This is a genomic window from Mycobacterium sp. NGS49 (genome assembly GCF_059812565.1).
The window spans coordinates 444,942-469,648 of record NZ_JCALCX010000001.1 but is presented as its reverse complement, the minus strand read 5'-3'; the positions used below and the strand labels follow the sequence as shown (position 1 = coordinate 469,648).

The window sequence follows — 24,707 nt, the reverse complement described above, 5'->3', positions numbered from 1 at the left end:
AGCGTTGACGGGGACGGTGCCTCCGGCGGTGGTGGAGGCCAACCGGGTGTCGTTGTTGACGTTGATCGCGACGAACTTCTTGGGGTTCAACACTCCGGCGATCGCGGCCAATGAGTTCGATTACGTGGAGATGTGGGCCCAGGATGTGGCCGCGATGGTGGGCTATTACGGCGGTGCGACGGCGGTCGCCGAGAGCCTGACGCCGTTCGCGTTGCCGCCGGTTGATCTCGCGGGAATGGCCGCGAACATCGGTGCTCAGTTCACCGGGCTGGCGACCACGGCCTCCGCGGCGGTGAGCCCGGCAATGCAGGGCGTGATGGCGGCTGCTCCGGGACTGGTCGCGGGCGTGCAGTCAGCGGCGGCAGCGGTGCCCCTGGAGACAGGTATGGCGATGTTCCAGGCGGGCGCGATGCCGGCCAGCATGCTGATCGGCCCGCTGATGCAGGCCGGGCAATCGGCGAGTGCGAGCACGGCCGGACTGGCCGGGGCAACGTCTGCCGGACTTGTCGACGCGCCGAAGTTCGTCGGTGACGTCAACCCGATGAAGGGCCTGGGCGGTGGCGGCGCAGGTCTCGGTGCCGGGATGTCGGCAGGTCTGGGCAACGCCCGTTTGGTGGGTTCGATGTCGGTGCCGCCCACTTGGCAGGGTTCGGTGCCCAAGGGAATGGCCAGCGGCGCGATGTCGGGTCTGGGTGTCAATGCCGCGGAGATGGCTCAGGCGGCGGGAGCCGCCGGCGGCATGGGCGGCGGCATGCCGATGATGCCGATGCCGATGGGCGGTGGCGGTGCCGGAGCGGGCATGCCCGGCGGCATGATGGGCCGCGGCGGTGCGAGCCCGCACGTGGTGCAGAACCGCCCGAGCGTGATCCCGCGGACCGGCGTCGGATAGGCCGGATAGTCACGGCGCGGGTGACGCATGGGGGATGCGTCGCCCGCGCTTTTTCGTCTGTAGGGTCCACGGCCACTGAGTTGTGTTGCGCTACAACGTGACCGACTGCCTACGCGTGGCCGATTCCGCGAGTCATCAGCAAGATGCCGAGCAGGCCGATGACGAACGCGAAAACCTGTTGGCGGCGTGCCGTGGCCCAATTGTTCACCGCGGACATCACCCGGTCGGTCGCGGCCGGTGCCGTGAGTCGGCTGACGAGCGGAAGCTCCACGAAGCTCAGGGCAATCAGGGTGTACAGGCCGGCGGCGCTGATCTGAGTTCCCAGGGTGACGCCGGAAGCCAGGATGGCGGTCAGCGCTGCCAGGAACCGGAAGTCCACCAACATTCCCACGCCCAGGGCGAACGCCACTCCGACTGGCCTGGCCTGCAACGCATCTTGGGCGCGCGCCGACACCCGCGACAGGGTCGCCGACGTCCGCAGCTGCAGCTGGGATGCATGGGCTTCAGGCCCGCCCGGCCCGATGCGTCGCCTGGGCAAGAGCCCAATGGCCGCCGCCGCGACGAGTAAGGCCACCACCCCCATCGCGATCTGGACGTGGCCGGCGGTGGGAGTGGCGGTGGCCAGTTGCACCCGATGCATCGTGGTGAGGACGAAGTCGCGCAGCACGAAGAACACTCCGGCGGCCATCAGCGCACTTACTGCCACGCCGCCCAGCCAGAATGCGGCAAGTGGTCCCAGGGCCCGCGACCGCGACGACAGGGCAACGCTTACGCCGATCCGTAGTGGATCCGCAGTCGCCACAAGAGCTAACACCAGCACCGTGAGCCACATGGAAACGGACGCTACAACGTCGATAACTGTCGCGGAACCCGGCAGCGGACACCGATTTTGCGATCACCGGGCAATAACCCCCGTCGCCAATCTTTTCTGGCGCTGCAGTAAGGAAACCGGTAGCGGATCTGGCATTCAAACAGCCTGCGGGAGGGCCACTGACCTCGCATAATCCGATCGTCCCTGGCCGGCGGCAACGTCGGCAGAATGGCTCTATGAGGGATCGGTTAGGAATGTGAGGTTAGATAAATTTTTCCTTCGATAACCGTTATGGGTCGAATTTCCGCGGTCATTCCGCCAGGTGATCGGGCGCCACCACAGCACTGGTGCGGGGCCACGGGCGGCGTCGTCGATCGGTGCGGCCGCGCGGGTTTTTGCTGCTCTAGAAATCCGACCGGCCACTTCGACCGCTGCCGGCACCGGACAGTACGGGCAACGGGAACCGAGATGCATTGGCGGGCAGCGTATTTCAACCCGGTGCGGGGAAGCCGACGCTCTTGCGGAAATGGCGGGCCGGTGGGCGGCGAAAGGGCGGTGTCGGCGCGTTTGCCGGCAACCGGGAAATCGCACGCGACACGCCGGTTCCCGTTTCGCAGTTGCCCAGTCTCGTAACTATACCGTGATGTTCGAATTGGGCAGAAGGGCGAAATCAGTGATCGAGAATCCGCTGCGGGGGATGTCGCGCCGGGAGTTTATGGCGAAACTCTCGGGCGCGGGCGCGGCGGCGTTGATGACCGACATCGCCGCCCCGGTGATTGAAAAGGCGTACGGTGCCGGCCCTTGCTCCGGACATTTGACCGACATCGAACACATCGTGTTGTTGATGCAGGAGAACCGGTCGTTTGACCACTACTTCGGAACGTTATCCAGCACAAGAGGATTCAACGATCCGTCGCCCGCTTTTCAACAGAAAGGCTGGAATCCCGCCACTCAGGCGCTGGACCCCGCGGGAATCACGATGCCGTTCCGGCTCGATACCACCCGCGGGCCACTCCTCGACGGTGAGTGCGTCAACGACCCTGAGCACCAGTGGGCCGCGATGCACCATTCCTGGAATGGCGGCGCCAATGACAACTGGCTGCCCGCGCAATCGGAAACCCGTACCGGACCTTACGTCCCCATGACGATGGGTTACTACACGCGCAAAGATATTCCGATCCATTATCTGCTGGCCGACACCTTCACGATGTGCGACAACTATCATTGCTCGCTGTTGACCGGCACCCTGCCCAACCGACTGTTCTGGCTCAGCGCATGGAATGACCCGGCCGGTATTGCCGGCGGACCGCAACTCGTCGAACCGGGCTTTCTGCCACTGCACCAATACAGCTGGACCATCATGCCAGAGCACCTGGAACAGGCCGGTGTGAGCTGGAAGGTCTACCAGAACAAGGACGCCGGCCGTTTCATCAACACCCCGATCAGCAACAACGGCCTGGTTCAGGCTTTCAAACAGTCCGGTGATCCACGGTCGAATCTGTCACGGTACGGAATAGCGCCCGGCTATCCCGTCGACTTCGCCGCCGATGTGAAGGCGAACAGGCTCCCGCGGGTTTCCTGGCTGGTCCCGAACTTCATCCAGTCCGAACATCCCGCCCTGCCGGTCGCGCTGGGCGCCGTGGCCATGGTGACGGCGTTGCGCATCCTGTTGTCCAACCCGGCGGTGTGGGAGAAGACCGCCCTGATCATCAGTTATGACGAAAACGGTGGGTTCTTCGACCATGTGACGCCCCCGACCGCGCCGCCCGGCACACCCGGCGAGTGGGTCACCGTGCCGGACATCAACGCCGTCGCAGGCTCCGGGGGTATTCGCGGACCACTCGGTCTCGGCTTCCGAGTTCCGTGCATGGTCGTTTCGCCGTTCAGTCGGGGCGGGCTGATGGCGCACGACGTGTTCGACCACACCTCCCAGCTCAAACTAATTCGCGCCCGGTTCGGTGTTCCCGTCCCGAATCTGACTGCCTGGCGCGACGGTGTCGTCGGCGATATGACGTCGGCATTCAATTTCGCGAGCCCGCCGAATCCGTCGAAACCGAACCTGAGCCACCCGTTGTTGGCCGCGGTGCCGAAGTTGCCCCAGTGCATTCCGAATGTGGTATTGGGAACGACGGACGGAGTCCTGCCGGCCATTCCCTACCGGGTCCCGTTCCCGCAGAGTATGCCTACTCAAGAAAGTCAGCCGGTCCGCGGGACCGCCAGCGGCCTCTGCTAGGGCCGAAATGCCTGAGCCGAAACGGCGTTAAGCGAGCCAATCGAAACTAGAACCATTTTCGCCATTCGGCAAACACCGTTGGTACGACACGCCGGTCGGTGTATAAGGGCCGATCGACCGCGCAACTATACCGTGATCGGGAAGCGGTGCAAGACGCCTGCAAGGAGGGCATGTGGGGACCGAACACCCAGTCGACGGAATGACCCGTCGGCAATTCTTGGCGAAAGCCGCTGCCGCCACCACCGCCGGCGCGTTCATGGACCTGGCCGGACCGATTATCGAAAAAGCCTATGGCGCGGGACCCTGCAGCGGTCACCTGACCGACATCGAACACATCGTGTTGCTGATGCAGGAGAACAGGTCGTTCGACCACTACTTCGGCACCATGTCCGGCACCGCCGGCTTTCAGGACCCCAATGCCCTACCGGGGGTGTTCCAACAGAAGGGCTGGAACCCGGCCACCCAGGCGAACGACCCCGCCGCGATCACCATGCCCTTCCGCTTCGACACCACCCGCGGCCCGCTGGTCGCAGGGGAATGCGTCAACGACCCGGACCACGGCTGGATATCCCAGCACCAGTCATGGAACGGCGGCGCGATGGACGGCTGGCTGCCCGCCCAGGCGCAGATCAGCGCGGTTCAGGGCAACGTACCGGTGACGATGGGCCACTACACGCGCGCAGACATACCCATTCACTACCTGCTCGCCGACACGTTCACCGTCTGCGACAACTACCACAGCTCGTTGCTCGGCGGAACCACACCCAACCGCCTGTACTGGATGAGCGCCTGGATCGACCCGGACGGGACGCAGGGTGGCCCGGTCATCCTGGAGCCGAACATTCAACCGCTGCAGCATTACAGCTGGCCCATCATGCCCGACAACCTCGAAGCCGCCGGGGTGAGTTGGAAGGTGTATCAGAACAAGCTGCTCGGACCGCTCAACAACACCGTCGTCGGTTACAACGGCCTGGTCAACGACTTCAAGCAAGCGGCCAATCCGCGGTCCAATCTGGCGCGCTACGGTGTCGCCCCGACGTACCCCCTGGACTTCGCCTCCGACGTCCGGAACAACAGGCTGCCCAAGGTGTCCTGGGTGCTTCCGGGTTTCCTGTTGTCCGAACACCCGGCATTCCCCGTCTCGATCGGCGCGGTGGGCATCGTCGACGCGCTGCGGATCCTGTTGTCCAATCCGGCGGTTTGGGAACGGACCGCGCTGATCGTCAACTACGACGAGAACGGCGGCTTCTTCGACCACGTGGTCCCACCGACAGCGCCGCCCGGCACCCCGGGCGAGTACCTCACGGTGCCCGACATCAACTCCGTTCCGGGTTCCGGCGGGATTCGGGGGCCGATCGGGCTGGGCTTCCGGGTGCCCTGCATCGTCATATCCCCCTACAGTCGCGGGCCGTTGATGAACCACGACACCTTCGACCACACCTCGACGCTGAAGCTGATCAGTACCCGCTTCAACGTGCCGGTGCCCAACCTCAGCGCGTGGCGCAACGCGACCGTGGGCGATATGACCTCCACGTTCAACTTCGCCCAGCCGCCCAACGCGTCGAAGCCCAACCTGGATCACCCGCGGCTCAAGGCACTGCCCAAGTTGCCCCAGTGCGTCCCGAACGCGATATTGGGCACGACGACCAAGACGTCCATTCCCTACCGGGTGCCCTTCCCCCAGATGATGCCCACCCAGGAAACCCAGCCGGTCCGCGGTCTGCCCAGCGGACCCTGCTGAATCCAGGCAGAAAAAGCGCGGATCCGGGCTCGCGGCGGTCGAAGTGTGCGGATTGTCAGCGGCGGCTGGACCACGGCGAACCGGGTGACCGCCACGTTCGGCTCGGGCAGATGTGAAGGGTCGTGCCGGCAGCGGACCGGGTGGCAGGGCGGTCGGGGGTGGTAGCGGCAAGGAATCCCGGAATTAGCCCACATTGTTCGCCGGATTGTCTTACGATTCTGGTGCTCGGTGGTGTGTACTTACCATGGAGCAGGAGTATGGAGATCGGCACTGAAAGGGGACAGGCGTGCTTTTGCCTCTTGGTCCGCCCTTGCCGCCCGATTCTGTGGCGGCGAAACGGGGTGAGTCGGGGATGCTCGGCGGACTATCCGTTCCGCTCAGCTGGGGTACAGCTGTGCCCCCAGACGACTACGACCATTGGGCGAAGGAGTCTGAACCAGGTGTCGATGACGTCGCCGTGGTGCCAGGTGCGGTCGATCCGGAACCGATCGAACCGGGCAACGGCGAGTGGGATGAGTGGGCGGAGTGGAAACAGTGGGAAGCGGAGAACGCCGAACCTCGTTTCGAGATGCCACGCGGCAACAGCGTGGTCCCGCATTCGCCGGCAGCCGGATGAGAGAAAGGGAATGACTGTCGATGTCTACGGGTGATTAGCGGTTCCGGAAAGTCCGGGCCCGGTGATCACATCAATCAAACTGGTTGAGAATTCCAAGCAACACTTCCACTAACCCAAAGGAGAAAGCCGAGATGGCAACACGCTTTATGACTGACCCGCACGCGATGCGGGACATGGCGGGCCGCTTCGAAGTGCACGCCCAGACTGTTGAGGACGAGGCCCGTCGCATGTGGGCGTCCTCGCAGAACATCGCCGGCGCCGGCTGGAGCGGTATGGCTCAGGCGACCTCGCTGGACACCATGGGCCAGATGAACCAGGCCTTCCGCAACATTGTGAACATGCTGCACGGAGTGCGTGACGGACTGATCCGCGACGCGAACAACTACGAGCAGCAAGAGCAGGCTTCGCAGCAGATCCTCAGCAGCTAGCCCAATGCGGCGAAAGCCGCTGCAGCTTAAAACTTTCACAAACTAAGGAGACCAGTTCAATGACCATTAACTACCAGTTCGGTGACGTCGACGCGCACGGCGCGCTGATCCGCGCCCAGGCCGCCAACTTGGAGGCCGAGCACCAGGCCATCGTTCGCGATGTGCTGGCTGCCGGTGACTTCTGGGGCGGCGCCGGTTCGGTGGCTTGCCAGGAGTTCATCGCCCAGTTGGGTCGCAACTTCCAGGTGATCTACGAGCAGGCCAACGCTCACGGCCAGAAGGTCCAGAGCGCCGGCAACAACATGGCGCAGACCGACAGCGCCGTCGGGTCCAGCTGGGCCTGATCGAAGTTCAGGTTCGCGGCGGCGCATCGGGCAGCGGCCCGGTGCGCCCGTCGCGGGCCTTCTGAACGGAACAAAACTGCGCACACCCACGTGGGTGTGCGCAGTTTTTTTTGGGCGCGCCCGCGGGCTCAGAACGGGCCCGCGGGCTCAGAACGGGCCCGCGGGCTCAGAACCGCCCGCCGCCTCCCATGAATCCACCACCTGAGGAGCCGGAGGAGCCTGACGACGACCCGCCGAAAGATGTCGGGCTCCAACCGCCGAAGCCCCCCCGCATGCCCCTACTGAGCAGGTCGCCGATGATGATGCCGCCCAGCATCGCGCCGGTGTCCCCGTCGTTGCGCCGGGCATAGGCGGCGCGCTGCGCCGCCTGCACGTCGGCGTTGGCCAGCGACTGAGCCTGCGCCGCGAGCGTCGCAGCGCCGTTGGCATAGGCAATGGCCTCGGGCAGGTTGGACGACTTGCGGGTGTGCGCGGCCTCCAGCTGGCGTCTGGCCTCGGCCAGCCGAGTACGGGCATCGGGCCCGATACTGCCGCGGCGGGTGTCGATGTACTCCGACACCGCGTGTACCCGCGCCTGCGCGGTGAACTGCGCCTGCTCGAACGATCGCACGAGTCGTTCGGCGTTTGCCTGCTCCTGTGCCACCGTGGTCAGCGTCTGGTTGAGTTCCGCGTCAGCCTTGGTCAGCCGGGCGAACGTCCCGAGTGGGTCGGCGGAGCCGCCGACGCCGTCCAGCGCCCGCGCCGCGGCGTCACGCGCGGCGATCAAGTCGCCGGTGTGCGCAGTCTGGTTGCCCTGAGTCTTCTGCAGCTGCTCGTTGGCGCGCTGAATGGCCGCTTGAATGTCGGCCAGTACCGACGGCAGGTTCTGCACTGCGCGCCGGATATCGTCGGCCGCACTGTCCACCGCGTCGAGGAGCGAGCGCGCTTGTCCCAGTGCGGCTTCCGCGGCGCGCACCGAGTCCACCAGACGGCTCTGCGCCCCGCTCACGACCTGGTCGGCCTGCTGGCGGGCCACCCCGATATTGCGGTCGGCGAACGCCAGGCGCTCCTTGGCGGTGGCCACATTGCCCGAGACCGAACTCAGCGCGGTGGTACCGAACTCGTCGTTCAACTCGGCCAGGCGTCGCTGCGCCGGATCGATCCGGGCGGTGAGTTCGACGTATTGCTGGGTCAGCGCATCGAGCCGGGAGGGCGCGTTGATCACCAGATCGCGCAACTGCTCGAACGCCGCGGTCTGAGACTCCAGTTCGCGGTCGGCATTGGCGGCCGAGACGATGACCCGGGTAAGCAGGTCACGACGTTGCGCGGGCGTCTCAGGCATGCTGTCGTCGAGTTGTTGACGCACCGTGAAAGCCTGGGCGAGTGCGGCTTTGGCGTTGTTCACGGCCTGGGTGAAGGGTGCCGTGCGCTCTTCGCCGAACTCTTCGGCCGCCAGGGCGAGTTCGTTGGAGCTGGTGCGTACCGCGTTGTCGACCTCCACCACTTTCGCCCGGGACAAGTCGTCGAGGATGTCCAATGGAATCGCGGCCAGCGCCGTCGCGTCGGTGGGATCGACCTGCCGGGCCGCGGCCACCGCGTTGGCGCGTCGTCGGCGGGCGCGACGGCGCATCACCAGAATCAGGATCAGCACCGCAAGAACGATGACGCCGAGGGCGCCCAGCAGCACGTAACGACTCGTCGAGCTGGTCGTCTGGTTGAGTCCCTGTGCCGCCGCCATCGCCGCCGCACCCCATTGAGCGTTCCTCAGTGCGGGTTCGATCTGGTTGTGCCGCAGATTGTCTACCTGACTCGGGGTGACGCCCTGCATGCCGTTGGGTACCAGGAAGGAGTAGGCCCGCCCGGTGGTGGACACCGCCAACAGTGCGTCGTAGTTGCCCAGCTCGCTCGCGCGGAAGGTGCGCTGACCCCAGTTCTCGGCGGTTTGACCCGAGAAGTTGTCGACGTAGACCACCCACAGCCGAATGTGCCGGTCGGCGTAGAGCTTGTCGACCGCGGCGGTGACCGCGGCGCGATCCGCATCGTTGAGGACGTTCGCCTTGTCGGTGAGGTACTCGGCCAACCGGAACGGGGGCTGCGCACCGGCGGGGGGCGCCAGTAACAGCCCCCCGCTCAGCCCTACCGCCACCATTGTCAGGAACACGCCGAGTAGGCGAGCGATGCGCATAGCGCTAATTAAACGTTGGTGACCTTTGCTTCAGCGACCGGCATGGCCCTGCGGGATGTCAGGCCGGTCCGCCTCCGCCTGCGCCGAGCGTGCGCTGCATGTCACCCTTCATCGCGACCAGCTGCGCATTCCAGTAACCCCAGCCGTGCTGACCGCTGCCGTCGATGTTGAACGTGGCGTTGCGGCCGCCGGCGGCGGTATAGGCGTTGCGGAAGTCGACGTTGCTCTGCAGCACCACCTGCTCGATGATCTGGCCCGGCAGGCTGCCGCCACCGCCCAACTCCGATGGCGTGCCGTTGCCGCTGTAGACCCACAGGCGGGTGTTGTTACCGGCCAGCCTGCCGGCCTGCACGGTGGGGTCGTGGCGCTGCCAGCCCGGTCCGCCGGATGGTCCCCACATGTCTTCGGGGTTGTACCCGCCTTCGTCGTTCATCGCCAGCTTGATCAGGGTGGGCCCATTGCCGCTCGAGGGAGTGAGATAGGCCGACAGGGCGCTGGCGTAGGCGAACTGGCCGGGATGATAAGCCGCCAGAATCAACGCCGACGAGCCCGACATCGACACGCCGACCACGGCGTTGCGAGTCGACCGGACGCCTTTGCCGGCCAGGTAGCCGGGCAGCTCACTGGTCAGGAAAGTCTCCCACTTGTAGGTGGCGCCGTTGGCCGACCCGTACCAGTTGGCGTAGAAGCTCGAGCGCCCGCCCACCGGCATGACCACCGACATGCCCGAGCCTTGGTACTCGTCGAAGGCGTTGGTCTCGATGTCCCAGCCGTTGCGGTCATCACGGGCCCGCAGGCCGTCGAGCAGATAGACCGCCGCCGCCCCACCCTGCTGGAACTCCACGGTGATGTTCCGGCCCATGGCCGCCGAGGGAACTTGGAGGAATTCCGGCGCTGTGGCTCGGGCCGCCGGTTCAACGCCGGCTACACCGAGCAAACCAGGTAACGCCGCGGCCGCCACGGCCGCGGTGGTCAGTCGACGCATCCAACGTCTCTTGGGCTCGTACATCAATGACTCCTGTTGATTGGAGGACGTTCTCCTGCAGGCCTGCCGTGGCTGCCGGTGGCCACCGGATCGCGGGCGCGCAGTGCTGCTCGCCCGTTCTCTGCCGCTTTCCGCCTCACCTGGATCCGACCCGGTGATCCGATTGGTACCCGTAACTGGGCGGTCTAATCGCCGGGCACGCGACCGGCACTAACCCGCGGTCGCCGGGTTCGTCCTGGCAGACTGTGGATCGGTGAGTACCGATCAGCACGACCCCTACGACGACTTCGACCGCGCACGGCGGGTGGTCGAAGCGCCGAAAACCGCGGGTCTGCCGGGTACGGAAGCTCAGCTCCGCACCGATTTCGCGCGTGACCGGGCGCGGGTACTGCACAGCGCGGCGCTGCGGCGGTTGGCCGACAAGACGCAGGTGGTCGGACCCCGCGAAGGCGACACGCCGCGAACCCGGCTGACCCACTCGCTGGAAGTGGCCCAGATCGGGCGCGGCATGGCCATCCCGCTGGGTTGCGACCTGGACCTCGTCGAGTTGGCGGGTCTGGCCCACGACATCGGCCACCCACCGTACGGACACAACGGCGAGCGGGCACTCAACGAGGTCGCCGCCGGCTACGGCGGCTTCGAGGGCAACGCCCAGAACTTTCGCATCCTCACCAGCCTTGAGCCCAAAGTGCTTGACGCACAGGGGCGCAGCGCCGGTCTGAACCTGACCCGCGCCGCCCTGGACGCGGTTACCAAGTATCCCTGGCCGCGGACCGACGGCACCCGCAAGTTCGGCTTCTACGACGACGACCGTGCCGCCTTCGCCTGGGTGCGCCAGGGTGCCCCGGCGGGACGGACATGTCTGGAAGCCCAGGTGATGGACTGGGCCGACGACGTCGCGTACTCGGTGCACGACGTCGAAGACGGCGTCGTCTCCGAACGCATCGATTTGCGCGTGCTCGCCGACGAGAACGAGGTGGCCGCGCTGGCCGAGCTGGGGGAGGGCGAGTTCCCGCGGATCGGTGCCGACGAGTTGATGCAGGCCGCGGGCCGGCTGTCGGGGCTGCCGGTGGTGGCCTCGGTCGGCAAGTTCGACGCCACGCTGGCTGCTGCCGTTGCGCTCAAGCGGTTGACCAGCGAGCTGGTCGGGCGGTTCGCCACGGCCGCAGTCGCGACCACCCGTGCCGCCTCCGGCCCGGGGCCCCTGCTGCGCTACCAGGCCGACTTGCAGGTGCCGGACATGGTGCGGGCCGAGGTTGCGCTGCTCAAGATCCTGGCCCTGCAGTTCATCATGTCCGATCCGCGGCACCTGGAAACCCAGGCCCGTCAGCGCGAACGCATCCATCGGGTGGCGCAGTGGCTGCAGGCCGGCGCACCGCAGACGCTCGATCCGATGTTCGCCGCGGCCTTCAACACCGCCGCCGACGACGGAGCGCGTCTGCGGGTGATCGTGGACCAGATCGCTTCCTACACCGAAGGGCGGCTGGAACGGATCGACGCCGGCCAACTCGGCGGGACGACGGCCTAGACTGAGCCCGTGGCCGGCCGGATCCCAGATCGCGACATCGCCGCCATCCGCGAACTGGCCCGTATCGAGGACGTCGTCGGCGACTATGTTCAGCTGCGCAATGCCGGTGCGAACTCGCTCAAGGGCCTGTGCCCCTTCCACAACGAGAAGTCACCGTCGTTCCACGTGCGGCCCTTGAACCATCAGTTCCACTGTTTCGGTTGCGGAGAGGGCGGCGACGTGTACGCCTTCATCCAGAAGATCGAACACGCGAGCTTCGTCGAGGCCGTCGAACTGCTCGCCGACCGGGTCGGCTACACCATCACCTACACCGGTCCGGCCACCAGCGTGCAGCGCGACCGCGGCAGCCGCAGCAGGCTGGTCGCGGCCAATGCCGCCGCCGCCGAGTTCTATGCGCAGGCACTGCAGTCCGACGAGGCGGCTCCGGCCCGAAAGTACCTGACCGACCGCAGTTTCGACGCCGAGGCCGCCCGCCGGTTCGGCTGCGGTTTCGCGCCGTCAGGCTGGGAAACGCTGACAAAGCATCTGCAGCGCAAAGGGTTTGAGTTCAAAGAACTGGAAGCGGCCGGGCTTTCCCGGCAGGGTCGGCGGGGCCCGATGGACCGCTTCCATCGCCGGCTGCTGTGGCCCATTCGCACCGCCTCGGGAGAGGTCATCGGCTTCGGGGCCCGGCGATTGTTCGACGACGACCCGATGGAGGCCAAGTACGTCAACACACCCGAGACGCTGCTGTACAAGAAGTCGCAGGTGATGTTCGGGATCGACCTGGCCAAACGCGACATCGCCAAGGGGCACCAGGCGGTGGTCGTCGAGGGTTACACCGACGTGATGGCGATGCACCTGGCCGGGGTCACCACCGCCGTCGCATCCTGTGGCACCGCGTTCGGCGACGACCACCTGGCGATGCTGCGCAGGCTGATGATGGACGACAGTTTCTTCCGCGGCGAGTTGATCTACGTGTTCGACGGGGACGAAGCGGGAAAGGCGGCCGCGCTCAAGGCTTTCGACGGTGAGCAGAACCTGGCCGGTCAGTCGTTCGTCGCGGTGGCGCCCGACGGCATGGACCCATGCGACCTGCGGCTGAAATCCGGCGACGGGGCCCTTCGCGACCTGGTGGCCCGGCGAACACCGTTGTTCGAGTTCGCGATTCGCACCGCGCTCGGTGAACTGGACCTGGACAGCGCCGAGGGCCGGGTGGCCGCGTTGCGCCGGTGTGTGCCGATGGTCAGCCAGATCAAAGACTCGACTCTGCGTGACGAGTATGCCCGCCAACTGGCCGGCTGGGTCGGTTGGGACGACGTCGCGCAGGTCCTCGACCGGGTACGCAGCCAAGCCAGGATGGTGCCGGGCGCGAGCCAGGGCGGGGCGGGTGGCAGGACGTCGCGCCGCGGTGCGCAGCAGCCCGCTCAGTCCGCCGGAGACACTGTCGGCGGGGCTGCCGCGGGTGCGCGCCCCGACCCGCGCGACCCGACGCTGTGGCCGCAGCGTGAGGCCCTCAAATCGGCATTGCAGTTTCCGGCCCTGGCCGGTCCTGTGTTCGACACGCTGACGGTCGAAAGCTTCACTCACCCCGGTTACGCCGCGGTGCGCGCGGCCATCGAGGCTGCCGGCGGCACATCGGCCGGCGTCAGTGGGGCGCAATGGCTGGACATGGTGCGCCAGCAGACCAATTCGGCGCTCACTGCCGGACTGGTCAGCGAACTGGGCGTCGAGGCGATCCGCGCCGACGACGAACAGCTGCCCCGCTACATCTGCGGGGTGCTGGCCCGGCTGCAGGAAGTCTGGATGGGACGTCAGATCGCCGAGGTGAAGTCCAAGTTGCAGCGGATGTCGCCGATCGAGCAGGGCGACGAGTACCACGCGCTGTTCGGCGACCTGGTCGCGATGGAGGCCTACCGGCGCAGCCTGCTCGAACAGGCCAGCGGCGACGATCTCACCGCCTGAGGCGGCTCAGCGCGCGGCGTTCACCGGTGGCTGGACCACATCGACGTCGCGTCCGGCTGCCGCACTGTGGTCATCGCGCTGGATGACGGCGGTCTGGCTGTCGATCTCGGTCAAGGTCACGAAGCCCGTGTCGGGGGAGATCCGGTTGGCGATCTTGCGACGCCCCCCTTCGATCACCGATCTGGCGACGGGACTGCCGGTGAGCGCGCGATAGGTGCCGACGATCTGCTCATAGCGGCGGCGCCCGGCCTTCGTGCCCAGCACGTAACCCACGCCCAATACCGCGACATACCCGATCAAAGCGATCCCTCCGAGAAAAGTGCGTTGGGTCCATCCTGCCTTATCCGCCCGAGGGGGGCTCGCCCGATCGCGGGTCCGTCCACGACGGGGTCAGCCGGTGCCGGTTGGGTACCGGCTGTGCCAGTACGCTAGAGTCGTCCCGCGGTCAGCACCAGCGTTCGCTGGACTGATAGTCCCCTGTAGCTCAACTGGCAGAGCATTCGGCTGTTAACCGAAGGGTTGAAGGTTCGAGTCCTTCCGGGGGAGCCGACGGTCGTCTGATCAGCCTTGGGCACCACCCTCAGGGCCACCTGTCCATCGTGCCCCGCGGGCCACCGGCGTCGGCTCCCGCCAGTTCCGTGCCCCACTCGCGCCGGCGGCCTGGGGTTGGCAGGCGGACATGCCAGGTTGGCCACTGCCCCGGGGCGATGGCGAAAAGCACCTGCTGTAGCTCGCTGGCGCTAAGTTCACGGAACGATCGATTCACCGATTACGTTGCGCGGCAGCGTATTCGGGTGTGCTGACCCGATGTTCTGCCCCTTGGCCATTTGCGCGATCAGGCAGCGGGAGCCCGCCGAAACCGGGCGACCAGCGGGTACATCTGGCAGCCCAGGCAGATGCCGAAGGCGGCGTTGAGGAAAGAGGCGAACAGGGCGAACGCCGTCGCGACCACACCGACGAGCGGCAACCCGGCCGCGAAACCAATCACCCCGATGACAGCGAAGAACAGCCCGAGCATCTGCGCGAACTTCAGCGGCGCCACCGGCTCACGCTCACTGACCGGACTCAATCGGGGCGCCACCAGCTTGGCGTATACCAACCCGTACGGGCTGTTGCGCGGGCCGCGCGCCGCGCTGACCGCGAAGACGATGGCCTGGGCGCTGAGCAGCACCGTCGCGGCGGGATGGCTGAACACCGACACCACCAACGTCAGCAGCAGAACCGTGCTGGTGATCCACGCCGCGAAGCGCGGACCCCGCACGTCTACTTGGTTGACATCAGAAGACATCGTTTGCTCCTCTTTGCTCGACTTCGGCCCTGAGTGGTTGCAGTGCCGCCTGCAGGTCAGCGGCCTTGGGGACGCCCGTCGTGCGATAACGCTGCCGGCCCTGGGCGTCGAAGATGAATGTGGTGGGCAGCGACAGCACCGAGAGCCGTTTGGCGGCTGACGGGTTCGCATCGATGTCCAGCTCGACGTGGGCCACGTCGGCAAGATCGGCACACACCTGATCGACCACGCGGCGCACCGCCGCGCACGGTCCGCACCACTCCGCACTGAAATGCAGCACGGTCGGGCCCGTCTCAGACAGGCCCAGGTCGGAATTGGCCTGCTCATGGCCCGACGAGGGTTTCGCGTCGCGCAGCACACCAGATCGCCCGTTGATCACACAGCCGATCAGGCAGGCGGTAACCAGGGCCGCGGCGATGGCCAATACGGCGATGACAACGGAACTCAAGAGCGCACCAACACCTTTTCCACCCCGATATTCCCTAGATGGAGAAGTCTTCGCCGTACCAGACGCCAGCCTCGGGCGGGCGGACGACACGGTCGGTCGGTGCGCCCTGCCGGCCGTTCTGGGTGCCGGCGCCTTCGCCTTCCAGCCTGGCCACCCGGGTCAGCAGCGATTTCAGGCTTACGCCGACCAGGTCCGGCAGCTTCGCTTCGTCGTCGCTGGAGGGTTCGGGCCGGCTGACGATCTGCCCGGGTACGCCGACGACCACGGCGCTGGCCGGGACTTCCTTGACCACAACGGAGTTTGCGCCGATTCTGCTGTCCTCACCGATCTTGATGGCACCGAGGATCTTGGCCCCGGCCCCCAGTGTCACCCGGTCGCCGATGGTCGGGTGGCGTTTACCTTTGTCGCGGCCCGTCCCACCGAGGGTGACGCCGTGGAAGATCGTGACGTCTTCGCCGACCTCCGCGGTTTCACCGATCACCACACCGGTTGCGTGGTCGATGAACAGGCCAGGACCGATTCTGGCGCCCGGGTGAATGTCGACGCCGGTCAGGATCCGGGTCAGCTCACCTAATGCCCTTGCGGCCAGCCGCGCGCCGCGCCGCCACAGCCAGTGGCTGATCCGGTAGCCCCACACCGCGTGCACACCCGGGTAGGTGAGAATCACCTCCAGCGTGGTGGGTTCGGCCGGATCGCGCTCCCTGGCCACTCGTATGTCGCGCCGTATCTCCTCCAGCATGGCTAGTCGCTCAGATCGGAGAACAGGACGGTGCTCAGATAGCGCTCGCCGGACGAGGGCAGGATGACGACGACGAGCTTGCCGGCGTTCTCGGGCCGCCGGGCCACCTCCAGGGCCGCTGCCACGGCCGCGCCCGACGAGATGCCGACCAGCAGTCCCTCTTCCCTGGCCAGTCGCCGGGCCAGGGTCAGCGCATCGTCGTTGTCGACGGTGACGACTTCGTCGATGAGTCCGAGATCCAGCACCGGCGGTACGAACCCGGCGCCGATGCCCTGGATCGGGTGCGGTCCCTTTTGACCGCCCGAGAGAACCGGCGATGCGGACGGTTCGACGGCGACGAATTGCACCTCGGGCTTGCGTTCCTTGATCGTCTGCGCGACACCGGTGACAGTGCCGCCGGTACCGACCCCGGAAACGAAGATGTCGATCTTGCCGTCGGTGTCCTTCCAGATCTCTTCGGCGGTGGTCACGGCGTGCACGGCCGGGTTGGCCGGGTTCTCGAACTGCTGCGGCATGAAGTACCGCTCGTCGCTCTTGGCCAGTTCCTCCGCCTTGGCGATGGCGCCGGCCATCCCTTCGGAGCCGGGAGTAAGGACGAGTTCGGCGCCATAGGCGCGCAGCAGTATCCGCCGCTCAACGCTCATCGTCTCCGGCATGGTCAGCACGCACTTGTAGCCGCGGGCGGCGGCCACCATGGCCAGTGCGATGCCGGTGTTGCCGCTGGTGGGCTCGACAATGACGGTGTCCGGCTTGATCAGACCCGCCTGCTCGGCGGCGTCGATCATCGCCACCCCGATGCGGTCCTTCACACTGCCGCCGGGATTGAACGACTCGAGCTTGGCGACTACGTCGGCCACCGCGCCGTCGGTGACCCGGCGCAGCCGGACCAGCGGCGTGTTGCCGATCAGTTGTGTGACGTTCTCCGCGATGGTCATCCACATCCTCCAACGACGTCGGGGCAGGGCTGGTCGGCATCCCAGGTGAATACTCGTCCGCTGAGATGAACGGACACGGGACCGGTCACTGTTATTCCCGAGGGACCTGGCGTGAAACGGGAGTGAACACGATCTGTTTGACGTGTCAACTGGGGCACCCGGCCGCGTTTGCGGTTCGCCACCGGTGACGAAATGCGGTCCGACAGGACAGTCATGGATGGTTGCTCTTCCTGATGACAGCTAGCGCGTTACGCGGTGCCCCTGAGGCTCTCGCGACGATTACTGAACGGTTAGTTGCGTCAGAATCAGCAGCAACAACAACAGTCCATGGCGGTACAGCGCGTGCGGACAAAGCGCAGCTGGACGGCCTGTTGCATGCAGTCCACTATAAGGCATAGGTAAATCCGGGTGACTCCGCTGAGGAGCGGGCCGGGTTCGCTGAACTTCAGTCGTAAACCGGCGACCACATGCTGTCGAGCACGGCCTGCCGGACGTCGTCGTAGGTCTTGGTGGCGACCCCGTCATCGACGGCGGCGCGATACACGGCCTCGGCCACCTGTGCCGAGATATCTCGCAGACGCTGCACATCCGGCAGCAGCGAATCTCCGGCGGTAACCGGATCAGCTTGTCCCGCAACGGCCTTCGCCGATGCATGCAGCATCGATTGGGTGAGCCGCCGCGCTCCGGCGACGATGATGCCAAGCCCGATTCCGGGAAACACCAGCACGTTGTTGGCTTGGCCGATGGTGTAGGTGGTGCCCTCGTAGGCGACCGGCGGCATCGGGCTGCCGGTGGCCACCAGCGCCCGGCCGTCCGACCACTGCAGCAGATCGGCCGGCATGGCCTCCATTCGCGAGGTCGGGTTGGACAGTGGAAAGATCATCGGTCGCTCGCATCTCGCCGCCATCTCCTCGACCGCCTCCCGGCTGAACGCGCCGTGCACCGCCGAGCAGCCCAGCAGCACGGTCGGTGCGGCGAGCCTGATGGCATCGACCAGAGCGACCCGTTGTCCGGCGGCCACGCCGAGGCGGTCGCGGTTCTTGGCGTAGGGCACCTGGAAGTCACGCAGATCGTCCATGTCGTCGAACAACAGGCCCTGCCGGTCGATCGGCCAGATCTGTGCGGTGGCCTGCTCGGCAGTGGCGCCGTCGGCGATCATGGCATCGCGGATCTGGTCGGCGACGCCGAGGCCAGCGGTGCCGGCGCCGAAGACGACGACGCGCTGGTCCCGCAACGGCAGGCCGGTGACTGCGCATCCGCCGTAGACCGCCGCCAGCACCACCGCGCCGGTGCCCTGCATGTCGTCGTTGAAGACGAGGTAGTCGTTGCCGTAGGTCTGCAGGACTTTGCGTGCGTTGGCCGGACCGAAGTCTTCGAAGTGCAGGATCGCGTGGGGGAACAGTCGGTGGGCGGTCTCGACGTAGCGTCTGATGAAGTCGTCGTATTGGTCGCCCCGCCGCCGGGCGTGCCGGTTGCCCAGGTAGAAGGGGTCCTGCAGCAACTGCTCGTTGTCGGTGCCGACATCCAGCGACACCGCGAGGCAACGCCGGGGATCGATGCCGCCGCCGGCGGTGTAGAGCGCCAGCTTGCCGACGGTGATCTGGATCCCGCCCACACCCCAGTCGCCGATGCCCAGGATCGCCTCGGCATCCGTGCAGACGATCAGATCGATGTCGTCCGGGCCCTGGCCGAGCGTGGCGAACGCGTCGGCGATTTCGTCGGGCCCGTCGATGCTCAGGAACAGTCCCCGCTGACCGCGGTACTCGTCGGAGAAGCGCTGAATCGCCTCGCCGACCGTCGGCGTGTACACCACCGGCATCAACTCGGGCAGGTGATCGGTGAGCACCCTGTAGTACAGCAGTTCGTGGCGGTAGTGCAGTTGTTCGAGCAGCAGGTTGCGGCCCAGATCAGTTGCCATGCTTTGCAATTGGTGCCAAACCCGGTCGGCCTGCTGGTCCAGGGTGAGCACCGCGGAGGGCAGCCGGCCGGTGAGACCGAGCCGGCGGCGCTGCTCATGGGTGAAGCCCACCCCACGGTTGAGGCTCGGCGTGGACAGCGCTTCGGGGAACCGGGGCACGCAGGCATCGCTCATCGACAGCTCCGTCCGTGACTGGGCGTGTCACGCCACGGTATCGCTGAATCAGCGTCCGACGATTACCAGCCGGAGGCGGACTTGCGCGTGTCCTGGTTGAGCTCGGGAAGATCGGCGGTCTCGCAGATACAGACGTCCTGGGCGCGCCGACGCAGGCGGCGCGTGCCCCTGAACTTCATGTGTTGGGCGAAGACCTTGTCGCGCTGGTTCTGGGAGAACGCCAAGTCCAGGTTGACCGGCAACCCGGCCCATTCGACCTGGTCAGCGGGTGCGCTGCCGTTCGCCGTGCCTTGCCGCGCCGGGCAGTGCAGGGGGCAGACAGTGGGTGCACCGGTCCCGGACGGACCCTCAGACTCCCGAGCCACGCGTACGACCCTCCCTTGAGTCCACAATCTCTTGGGTGAATGGTGCGACGCCCATGTTTCAGCGAAAGGCGTATGACGTTTCCGTCAAATTACGGACCTACCCAGCCGCCGGTGTCAGTACACGTCGCGGTGGTAGCGCTTGTCCGCGCTCAGGGAGCGCACGAAGGCTCGGGCCGCCTCGGGATCGAGTTTGCCGTGTTCGGCCGCGATATCGCAGATAGCCTGATCAACGTCCTTGGCCATCGGGTCGGCACTGCCGCACACGTATAGCTGGGCGCCGTCCTGCAACCAGCGCCACAACGCTGCGCCCCGATTGCGCATCAGGTGTTGGACGTACACCTTCTCCCGCTGGTCGCGGGAGAACGCCAGGTCGAGTTCGGTGAGCAGGCCGTCGGCGTGCATCGCCTGGATCTCGTCGCGGTAGTAGAAGTCGGTCGCGGCGTGTTGTTCGCCGAAGAACAGCCAATTGGGTCCGGTGTGGCCCAGCGCGCGCCGCTCCTGCAGGAATCCGCGGAACGGGGCGATCCCGGTTCCGGGTCCGACCATGATCATCGGGGTTTGCGGATCGGTCGGGGGCCGGAAGTTCTTCGACGTCCGCACGTAGACCGCGATCCGGTCCCGGGGAGAGCGATCGGCGAGATAGGTCGAGCAGACCCCGCGTCGCGGGACGCCGCGGAAGTTGTATCGCACCGGTGAAACGGTGAGGTGGATCTCGTCGGGGTGAACCTTGGGGCTCGACGAAATGGAATACAGCCGCGGCTGGAGCGGTTTGAGCACGGCCAGCCACTCGTCCACGGAGGCGTGCACCGGCGCCTGCCCCAACAGGTCCACCGACTGGCGCCCCCAGGACCAATCCGCCAGCGCCGTCTTGTTTTCCGGCCTCATCAACTCACTCAGCCGGGCGGCCGCGTCGGCGTCGACGGTGCGTTGTTGCACGAAGCGCAGCAGATCGGGGCTGATGTGCGCGATCTCGAACCGGTCGGTCAGGGCCGTGCGCAACGACATCGCCCCGTGGTCGGGCACCTCCACCTCGGTGCGACCGTCCAGACCGGTGACGGTCAGCCACTCCTCGACAAACTGCTTGTTGTTGTGCGGCCAAACCCCCAACGCGTCGCCGGCCTGGTAGTTCACGGTTGCCTCGGGCACCTCAAAGACCAACTGGCGCACGTCTTTCGCCGACCGGGGCCGGCTGAGTGTGATGTTGCGAACCAGGTCGGTGACCAGCGGGCGCTTCCTCGAGTACCGCTGCGGTGCCGCGGTGGACGTTGCCACCTTGCGTACGGGCGCCCTGGTCAGGGCGGCCAGAACGTCGTCGAGCCAACGGGCGGCGGCGGCGTCGTAGTCGGGTTCACAGTCGACGCGGCCGGTGATGCGGGCCGCACCCAGCTCGGCGAGGCGTTCGTCGAGCCTGCGTCCGTGACCGCAGAAGTCGTTGTAGTTGGAGTCACCCAGGGCGAGGACGGCGTATCGGGTCCCGGTCAGTCGTGGCGCGCCGTCGGCGGCCAGGGCTCGCCACAGACCGGCGCCATTGTCGGGGGGATCGCCGTCGCCGGTGGTGCTGGTGATCAGCAACAACTCGCGGGTGCCCGACAACTCGCTGACTTCGAAGGCGTCCATGGCATGCAGGGCCACCGGGAGCGCCGCATCGGCCAGGCGCGCCGCCACCTGGGCGGCGAGCTCTTCGGCGTTGCCGGTCTGAGAGGCCCACAACAGCACGATCGGTGCCCGGTCGTCGGTGGTCTCGGGTCGCCGAGTGGTGTCGGGATCGGGGGGCGGTGCCGGCGTGTGCGAGAACATCCCGGCGATCGCACCGTCCACCCACATCCGGGTACGAACGTCGAACGGCGCGCTGACCGGCAGGGTGGGCAACCCGGTCATCGGCCGGCCGGCTTGGCTGCGCAGTCCGGCCAGTAACCCCGCCAGGTAGGCGCGGCCGTGCGCGTCCAACTGTGGCGCGGGTTCGGCTGCCACTCCGAGGAATTCGGCGATCGCATCGATCTGGGCCAGGCCGAGGTGCGGGGCCTGGTGAAGCGGTTCGGCACTCGGTGCCTCGGCGTGGTGTGGTTGCGCTACGGCCCGGCCGGCCACCTTGGTCAGGGTCACCGCGCAGGCTTTGTATTCCGGTTGGCGCGACACCGGGTCGACGGCGTCATTGGTGACCGCGTTGATCGACAGGTATTCACCGAAGGTGTCATTCCAGTGGAACGGGGCGAAGCAGTTGCCCGGCCGCACCCGGTCGGTGACGACGGCGGGAAGTACCGCGCGGCCACGCCGAGAGGCGATCTCGACCCGGTCGCCGTCGCAAATCTGGTGCCGCGCCGCATCTTCCGGGTGAATCTCGACGAAGGGGCCGGGATTGAGCTTGTTCAGCCTGGCGACCTTGCCGGTCTTGGTCATCGTGTGCCACTGGTGCGGCAGGCGACCGGTGTTGAGCAGGAACGGGTAATCCGAGTCCGGCATCTCCTCGGGCGACAGGTGTGGACGGGCGAAGAAGACGGCCCGGCCGTGTGGAGTCGGGAACGCCAGCCGCGGTATCTGCCCGTCCTCGCGGACCAGCAGGGTCTGGCTGACACCGTCGTTGAGGTAGCGAATCGGGTTGCGGTCGGCTGGGCTGTCGGGCGGGCAGGGCCACTGGACCGGCATCTCGCGTAACCGCTCGTAACTCACACCGCGAATGTCGTAGCCTGTCTTCGGATTCCAGAACCGCTTGATCTCTTCGAACACCTCTTCGGCGCAGGTGTAGCTGAACGCCTCGGAAAACCCCATCGCACAGGCGATTCGGGCGATGATCTGCCAGTCGGGCAGCGCCTGTCCGGGCGCATCGACCGCCTGCTGAAACAGGGTCAGGTTGCGCTCGGAGTTGACCATCACCCCGTCGGACTCCGTCCACAGGGCCGCCGGCAGCACCACGTCGGCGTACTCGTTGGTCTCGGTCTCCAGATACGCGTCCTGGGTGATCACCAGGTCGGCCTTCTCCAGGCCGGCCAGCACCGTCTTGCGATTGGCAACGGTGGCAACGGGATTGGTGCAGATGATCCAGCACGCCTTGATCTCGCCTTCGGCCATGCGGGTGAACATGTCGATCACGCCGTCACTGACGTCGGTACGCAGCGAACCGCGCGGAATGCCCCACTGGTCCTCGGTGAACGCTCGGTCGTCGCTGCAGGTTACCGCCCGCTGGCCAGGCAGACCCGGTCCCATGTAACCCATTTCACGCCCGCCCATGGCGTTGGGCTGTCCGGTGAGCGAGAACGGTCCGCTACCCGGCCTGCAGATGGCGCCGGTAGCCAGATGCAGATTGCACAGTGCGTTGGTGTTCCAGGTGCCGTGGGTGCTCTGGTTGAGGCCCATCGTCCAGCAGCTCATCCAGTTGGCGGCCTCACCGATCCATCGTGCCGCGGTGCGGATGTCTTCGGCGGGCAGACCGGTGATTGCACTGACCCGGTCCGGAGTGAACTGTTCCAGGAAGCCCGGCATCATCTCCCAGCCGGTGGTGAATTCAGCGATGAAATCGGGGTCGGTGTGTCCGTTCTGCACGATCAGGTGCAGCAATCCGTTGAGCAGTGCGAGATCCGAACCCGCGGCGATCTGCAGGAACAGGTCGGCCTTCGCGGCGGTGGCGGTGCGGCGCGGGTCGACGACGATCAGTTTGGCGCCGGCCTTGACCCGTTCCATCATGCGCAGGAACAGAACCGGATGGCAGTCGGCCATGTTGGCGCCGATCACCAAGAACAGGTCGGCGTGGTCGAAGTCCTGATACGACCCGGGCGGCCCGTCGGCCCCTAGGGACAGCTTGTAACCCGAACTGGCACCGGCCATGCACAGCCGCGAGTTCGATTCGATCTGATTGGTGCCGATGAAACCCTTGGCCAGTTTGTTCGCCAGGTACTGGGCCTCCAGGGACATCTGCCCCGAGACGTAGAGGGCGACCGCGTCGGGGCCGTGTTTGTCGATGATGGCCCGTAACCGCTTCGCGGAACGGTCGATCGCCGTGTCCACGTCGAGGGGTTCGAACGGTTGGCCGCGGTCGGTCCGGGAGTATGCCGAATCGGTGCGTCCGCCTGCGGCGAGAAAATCAGCGGTGGTGCTGCCCTTGGTGCACAAGCGGCCGAAGTTGGCCGGATGATTTTCCTGCCCAATGGTTTTGGCGATGTGACGCCGGCCGCTTTGCGGATCGGTTGTGATCTGCAACACCATCCCACAGCCGACGCCGCAGTAGGCGCAGGCGGTGCGCACGGCGTGGTCGGCGGAATCCATGGTGATTTTCGGTCTTCCATTCACGCGCAGGGATGTGTCTTCGATCGTCTGGCAGTGATGTTTCGGTACGGCACTGCGGAGGTTTCAGCGGCTTTACGGACTTCTCGCAGCGCGGTGCGACACGGTGTGCGGTGTCCGAAACCGGCACGAAAATCCGGTGGCACCGAGCGCCGGTCGGACCGGCAATCCCGGTCCTCCTCGACCAGTGATCTCAGCCGAGATTACCCCCGCGGCACCTGCTCCAAGCCCTGCACCTGCGGTTTTAACCCAATCCGAAACACACTCACAGTGCTTGTCCAGCTGGGGCGCCGTCGTCCGGCGCCCTTCGCTAAGCTCGCCAGATGCGTTCTCGGCTCGGCGCTGTCCTCCTCGTCGGGGGTTTGGCGGTTGCAGGTTGCGGCGGCCAATCGGCGCCCAAGCCCCAGGTGAAGGCGGATTCCTGCAAGGAATCCGACAGCCCCACCGCCGCTACGGTGCGCCGGGCCATCGCCGCGGTCCCGGTCGAGGTACCCGGGTCTGCATGGGTGGAAATCGGGCGCGGCCACACTCGAAAGTGCCGGCTGAACTGGGTGCAGATCATTCCCACCATCGCCTCGGAGTCGACGCCGCAACAGTTGCTGTTCTTTGATCGCAACACACCGCTGGGCTCACCCACGCCGAATCCGAAGCCTTACATCACCGTGCTGCCGCCCTCTGACGACACCGTCACGGTGCAGTACCAGTGGCGGGTCGGCAACGACGAGGAGTGCTGTCCCAGCGGCCGGGGCACGGTGAAGTTCGAGATCGGCCCGGACGGCAAACTCAAGGCGCTCAATCCGATTCCGCATCAGCAGCGCTCGGGCTAGACGCGGGCTTTCTGCCGCATTCAGCGCATTTACAGCACACCTACAGCAGGTTCAG

At 66.3% G+C, this 24,707-nt stretch carries 20 protein-coding genes and 1 tRNA gene; 10 read left to right on the top strand and 11 right to left on the bottom strand.

Annotated features, from left to right (window positions below):
• On the top strand, nt 1-889 hold an 889-nt coding region (locus tag AC5Y7D_RS02040; protein WP_499920909.1), incomplete at its 5' end, for a PPE family protein, SVP subgroup.
• A gap of 109 nt (nt 890-998) precedes the next feature.
• Here AC5Y7D_RS02040 and AC5Y7D_RS02035 read toward each other — a convergent pair.
• Nucleotides 999-1,721: a GAP family protein gene (locus AC5Y7D_RS02035; RefSeq protein WP_499920907.1), complete on the bottom strand. Its 723-nt coding sequence runs from the start codon at nt 1,719-1,721 to the stop codon at nt 999-1,001.
• A 622-nt stretch (nt 1,722-2,343) separates the two neighbouring features.
• On the opposite strand from AC5Y7D_RS02035, the gene AC5Y7D_RS02030 reads away from it, so the two are divergent.
• From AC5Y7D_RS02030 to AC5Y7D_RS02010, 5 genes are all read left to right on the top strand, one after another.
• Nucleotides 2,344-3,933 carry a phospholipase C gene (locus AC5Y7D_RS02030; RefSeq protein WP_499920905.1) on the top strand — a complete coding sequence of 530 codons (1,590 nt, stop codon included), beginning with the start codon at nt 2,344-2,346 and terminating at the stop codon, nt 3,931-3,933.
• Between the two features lie 199 nt (nt 3,934-4,132).
• Nucleotides 4,133-5,674 carry a phospholipase C gene (locus tag AC5Y7D_RS02025; RefSeq protein ID WP_499920977.1) on the top strand — a complete coding sequence of 514 codons (1,542 nt, stop codon included), beginning with the start codon at nt 4,133-4,135 and terminating at the stop codon, nt 5,672-5,674.
• Between the two features lie 286 nt (nt 5,675-5,960).
• Nucleotides 5,961-6,290 (top strand): hypothetical protein, encoded by a 330-nt coding sequence (locus AC5Y7D_RS02020; protein ID WP_499920903.1) that lies wholly within the window; start codon nt 5,961-5,963, stop codon nt 6,288-6,290.
• A gap of 131 nt (nt 6,291-6,421) precedes the next feature.
• Nucleotides 6,422-6,718: a WXG100 family type VII secretion target gene (locus tag AC5Y7D_RS02015; RefSeq protein ID WP_065036524.1), complete on the top strand. Its 297-nt coding sequence runs from the start codon at nt 6,422-6,424 to the stop codon at nt 6,716-6,718.
• Between the two features lie 59 nt (nt 6,719-6,777).
• Nucleotides 6,778-7,062: a WXG100 family type VII secretion target gene (locus AC5Y7D_RS02010; RefSeq protein ID WP_065142966.1), complete on the top strand. Its 285-nt coding sequence runs from the start codon at nt 6,778-6,780 to the stop codon at nt 7,060-7,062.
• 166 nt (nt 7,063-7,228) lie between these two features.
• On the opposite strand, the gene AC5Y7D_RS02005 is transcribed toward AC5Y7D_RS02010, so the two are convergent.
• Nucleotides 7,229-9,226, bottom strand: a complete 1,998-nt coding sequence (locus AC5Y7D_RS02005; protein WP_499920900.1) for a TPM domain-containing protein — start codon at nt 9,224-9,226, stop codon at nt 7,229-7,231.
• Between the two features lie 58 nt (nt 9,227-9,284).
• The gene (locus AC5Y7D_RS02000; RefSeq protein ID WP_499920898.1) at nt 9,285-10,211 is read right to left on the bottom strand and encodes an esterase family protein; all 927 of its coding nucleotides are present in this window, start codon (nt 10,209-10,211) and stop codon (nt 9,285-9,287) included.
• Nucleotides 10,212-10,464: 253 nt separating this feature from the next.
• Here AC5Y7D_RS02000 and AC5Y7D_RS01995 point away from each other — a divergent pair, with 253 nt between their 5' ends.
• Entirely contained in the window at nt 10,465-11,739 is a 1,275-nt protein-coding gene (locus AC5Y7D_RS01995; protein ID WP_499920896.1) for a deoxyguanosinetriphosphate triphosphohydrolase, read from the top strand.
• Between the two features lie 9 nt (nt 11,740-11,748).
• Nucleotides 11,749-13,683, top strand: coding sequence for a DNA primase (dnaG, locus tag AC5Y7D_RS01990; RefSeq protein ID WP_499920894.1), 1,935 nt, complete (start codon nt 11,749-11,751; stop codon nt 13,681-13,683).
• 6 nt (nt 13,684-13,689) lie between these two features.
• Here dnaG and AC5Y7D_RS01985 read toward each other — a convergent pair whose 3' ends face one another.
• The gene (locus AC5Y7D_RS01985; protein ID WP_499920892.1) at nt 13,690-13,983 is read right to left on the bottom strand and encodes a hypothetical protein; all 294 of its coding nucleotides are present in this window, start codon (nt 13,981-13,983) and stop codon (nt 13,690-13,692) included.
• A 173-nt stretch (nt 13,984-14,156) separates the two neighbouring features.
• Here AC5Y7D_RS01985 and AC5Y7D_RS01980 point away from each other — a divergent pair.
• A tRNA-Asn gene (locus tag AC5Y7D_RS01980) sits at nt 14,157-14,229 on the top strand.
• Nucleotides 14,230-14,518: 289 nt separating this feature from the next.
• On the opposite strand, the gene AC5Y7D_RS01975 is transcribed toward AC5Y7D_RS01980, so the two are convergent.
• The 7 genes from AC5Y7D_RS01975 to AC5Y7D_RS01945 form a co-directional block, all read right to left on the bottom strand.
• On the bottom strand, nt 14,519-14,971 hold the full coding sequence (locus AC5Y7D_RS01975) for a DUF4395 domain-containing protein (protein ID WP_499920890.1): 453 nt from the start codon (nt 14,969-14,971) through the stop codon (nt 14,519-14,521).
• Nucleotides 14,961-15,419: a thioredoxin family protein gene (locus AC5Y7D_RS01970; protein ID WP_499920888.1), complete on the bottom strand. Its 459-nt coding sequence runs from the start codon at nt 15,417-15,419 to the stop codon at nt 14,961-14,963. Before AC5Y7D_RS01970 ends, AC5Y7D_RS01975 begins: the two co-directional genes overlap by 11 nt.
• Before the next feature lie 34 nt (nt 15,420-15,453).
• Nucleotides 15,454-16,158 carry a serine O-acetyltransferase gene (gene cysE / locus AC5Y7D_RS01965; RefSeq protein WP_499920886.1) on the bottom strand — a complete coding sequence of 235 codons (705 nt, stop codon included), beginning with the start codon at nt 16,156-16,158 and terminating at the stop codon, nt 15,454-15,456.
• 2 nt (nt 16,159-16,160) lie between these two features.
• Entirely contained in the window at nt 16,161-17,093 is a 933-nt protein-coding gene (gene cysK / locus AC5Y7D_RS01960) for a cysteine synthase A (RefSeq protein ID WP_499920884.1), read from the bottom strand.
• 445 nt (nt 17,094-17,538) lie between these two features.
• Nucleotides 17,539-19,185, bottom strand: coding sequence for an NAD-dependent malic enzyme (locus AC5Y7D_RS01955; RefSeq protein WP_499920883.1), 1,647 nt, complete (start codon nt 19,183-19,185; stop codon nt 17,539-17,541).
• A gap of 62 nt (nt 19,186-19,247) precedes the next feature.
• Nucleotides 19,248-19,550, bottom strand: a complete 303-nt coding sequence (locus tag AC5Y7D_RS01950) for a hypothetical protein (protein ID WP_499920882.1) — start codon at nt 19,548-19,550, stop codon at nt 19,248-19,250.
• 114 nt (nt 19,551-19,664) lie between these two features.
• Nucleotides 19,665-23,807, bottom strand: coding sequence for a bifunctional nitrate reductase/sulfite reductase flavoprotein subunit alpha (locus tag AC5Y7D_RS01945; protein ID WP_499920881.1), 4,143 nt, complete (start codon nt 23,805-23,807; stop codon nt 19,665-19,667).
• Nucleotides 23,808-24,148: 341 nt separating this feature from the next.
• On the opposite strand from AC5Y7D_RS01945, the gene AC5Y7D_RS01940 reads away from it, so the two are divergent.
• The gene (locus AC5Y7D_RS01940; protein WP_499920880.1) at nt 24,149-24,652 is read left to right on the top strand and encodes an LppP/LprE family lipoprotein; all 504 of its coding nucleotides are present in this window, start codon (nt 24,149-24,151) and stop codon (nt 24,650-24,652) included.
• Nucleotides 24,653-24,707: the final 55 nt, after the last annotated feature.

Bases quoted from the DNA above. Each gene is read 5' to 3' on its own strand.
- AC5Y7D_RS01975 (WP_499920890.1), bottom strand. From the start codon at position 14,971: ATGTCTTCTGATGTCAACCAAGTAGACGTGCGGGGTCCGCGCTTCGCG.
- AC5Y7D_RS02010 (WP_065142966.1), top strand. From the start codon at position 6,778: ATGACCATTAACTACCAGTTCGGTGACGTCGACGCGCACGGCGCGCTG.
- AC5Y7D_RS01940 (WP_499920880.1), top strand. From the start codon at position 24,149: ATGCGTTCTCGGCTCGGCGCTGTCCTCCTCGTCGGGGGTTTGGCGGTT.
- AC5Y7D_RS02035 (WP_499920907.1), bottom strand. From the start codon at position 1,721: ATGTGGCTCACGGTGCTGGTGTTAGCTCTTGTGGCGACTGCGGATCCA.
- AC5Y7D_RS02000 (WP_499920898.1), bottom strand. From the start codon at position 10,211: ATGCGTCGACTGACCACCGCGGCCGTGGCGGCCGCGGCGTTACCTGGT.
- AC5Y7D_RS02025 (WP_499920977.1), top strand. From the start codon at position 4,133: ATGACCCGTCGGCAATTCTTGGCGAAAGCCGCTGCCGCCACCACCGCC.
- AC5Y7D_RS02015 (WP_065036524.1), top strand. From the start codon at position 6,422: ATGGCAACACGCTTTATGACTGACCCGCACGCGATGCGGGACATGGCG.
- AC5Y7D_RS01945 (WP_499920881.1), bottom strand. From the start codon at position 23,807: ATGGATTCCGCCGACCACGCCGTGCGCACCGCCTGCGCCTACTGCGGC.
- cysK (WP_499920884.1), bottom strand. From the start codon at position 17,093: ATGACCATCGCGGAGAACGTCACACAACTGATCGGCAACACGCCGCTG.
- AC5Y7D_RS02005 (WP_499920900.1), bottom strand. From the start codon at position 9,226: ATGCGCATCGCTCGCCTACTCGGCGTGTTCCTGACAATGGTGGCGGTA.
- cysE (WP_499920886.1), bottom strand. From the start codon at position 16,158: ATGCTGGAGGAGATACGGCGCGACATACGAGTGGCCAGGGAGCGCGAT.
- AC5Y7D_RS02030 (WP_499920905.1), top strand. From the start codon at position 2,344: ATGTTCGAATTGGGCAGAAGGGCGAAATCAGTGATCGAGAATCCGCTG.
- AC5Y7D_RS01955 (WP_499920883.1), bottom strand. From the start codon at position 19,185: ATGAGCGATGCCTGCGTGCCCCGGTTCCCCGAAGCGCTGTCCACGCCG.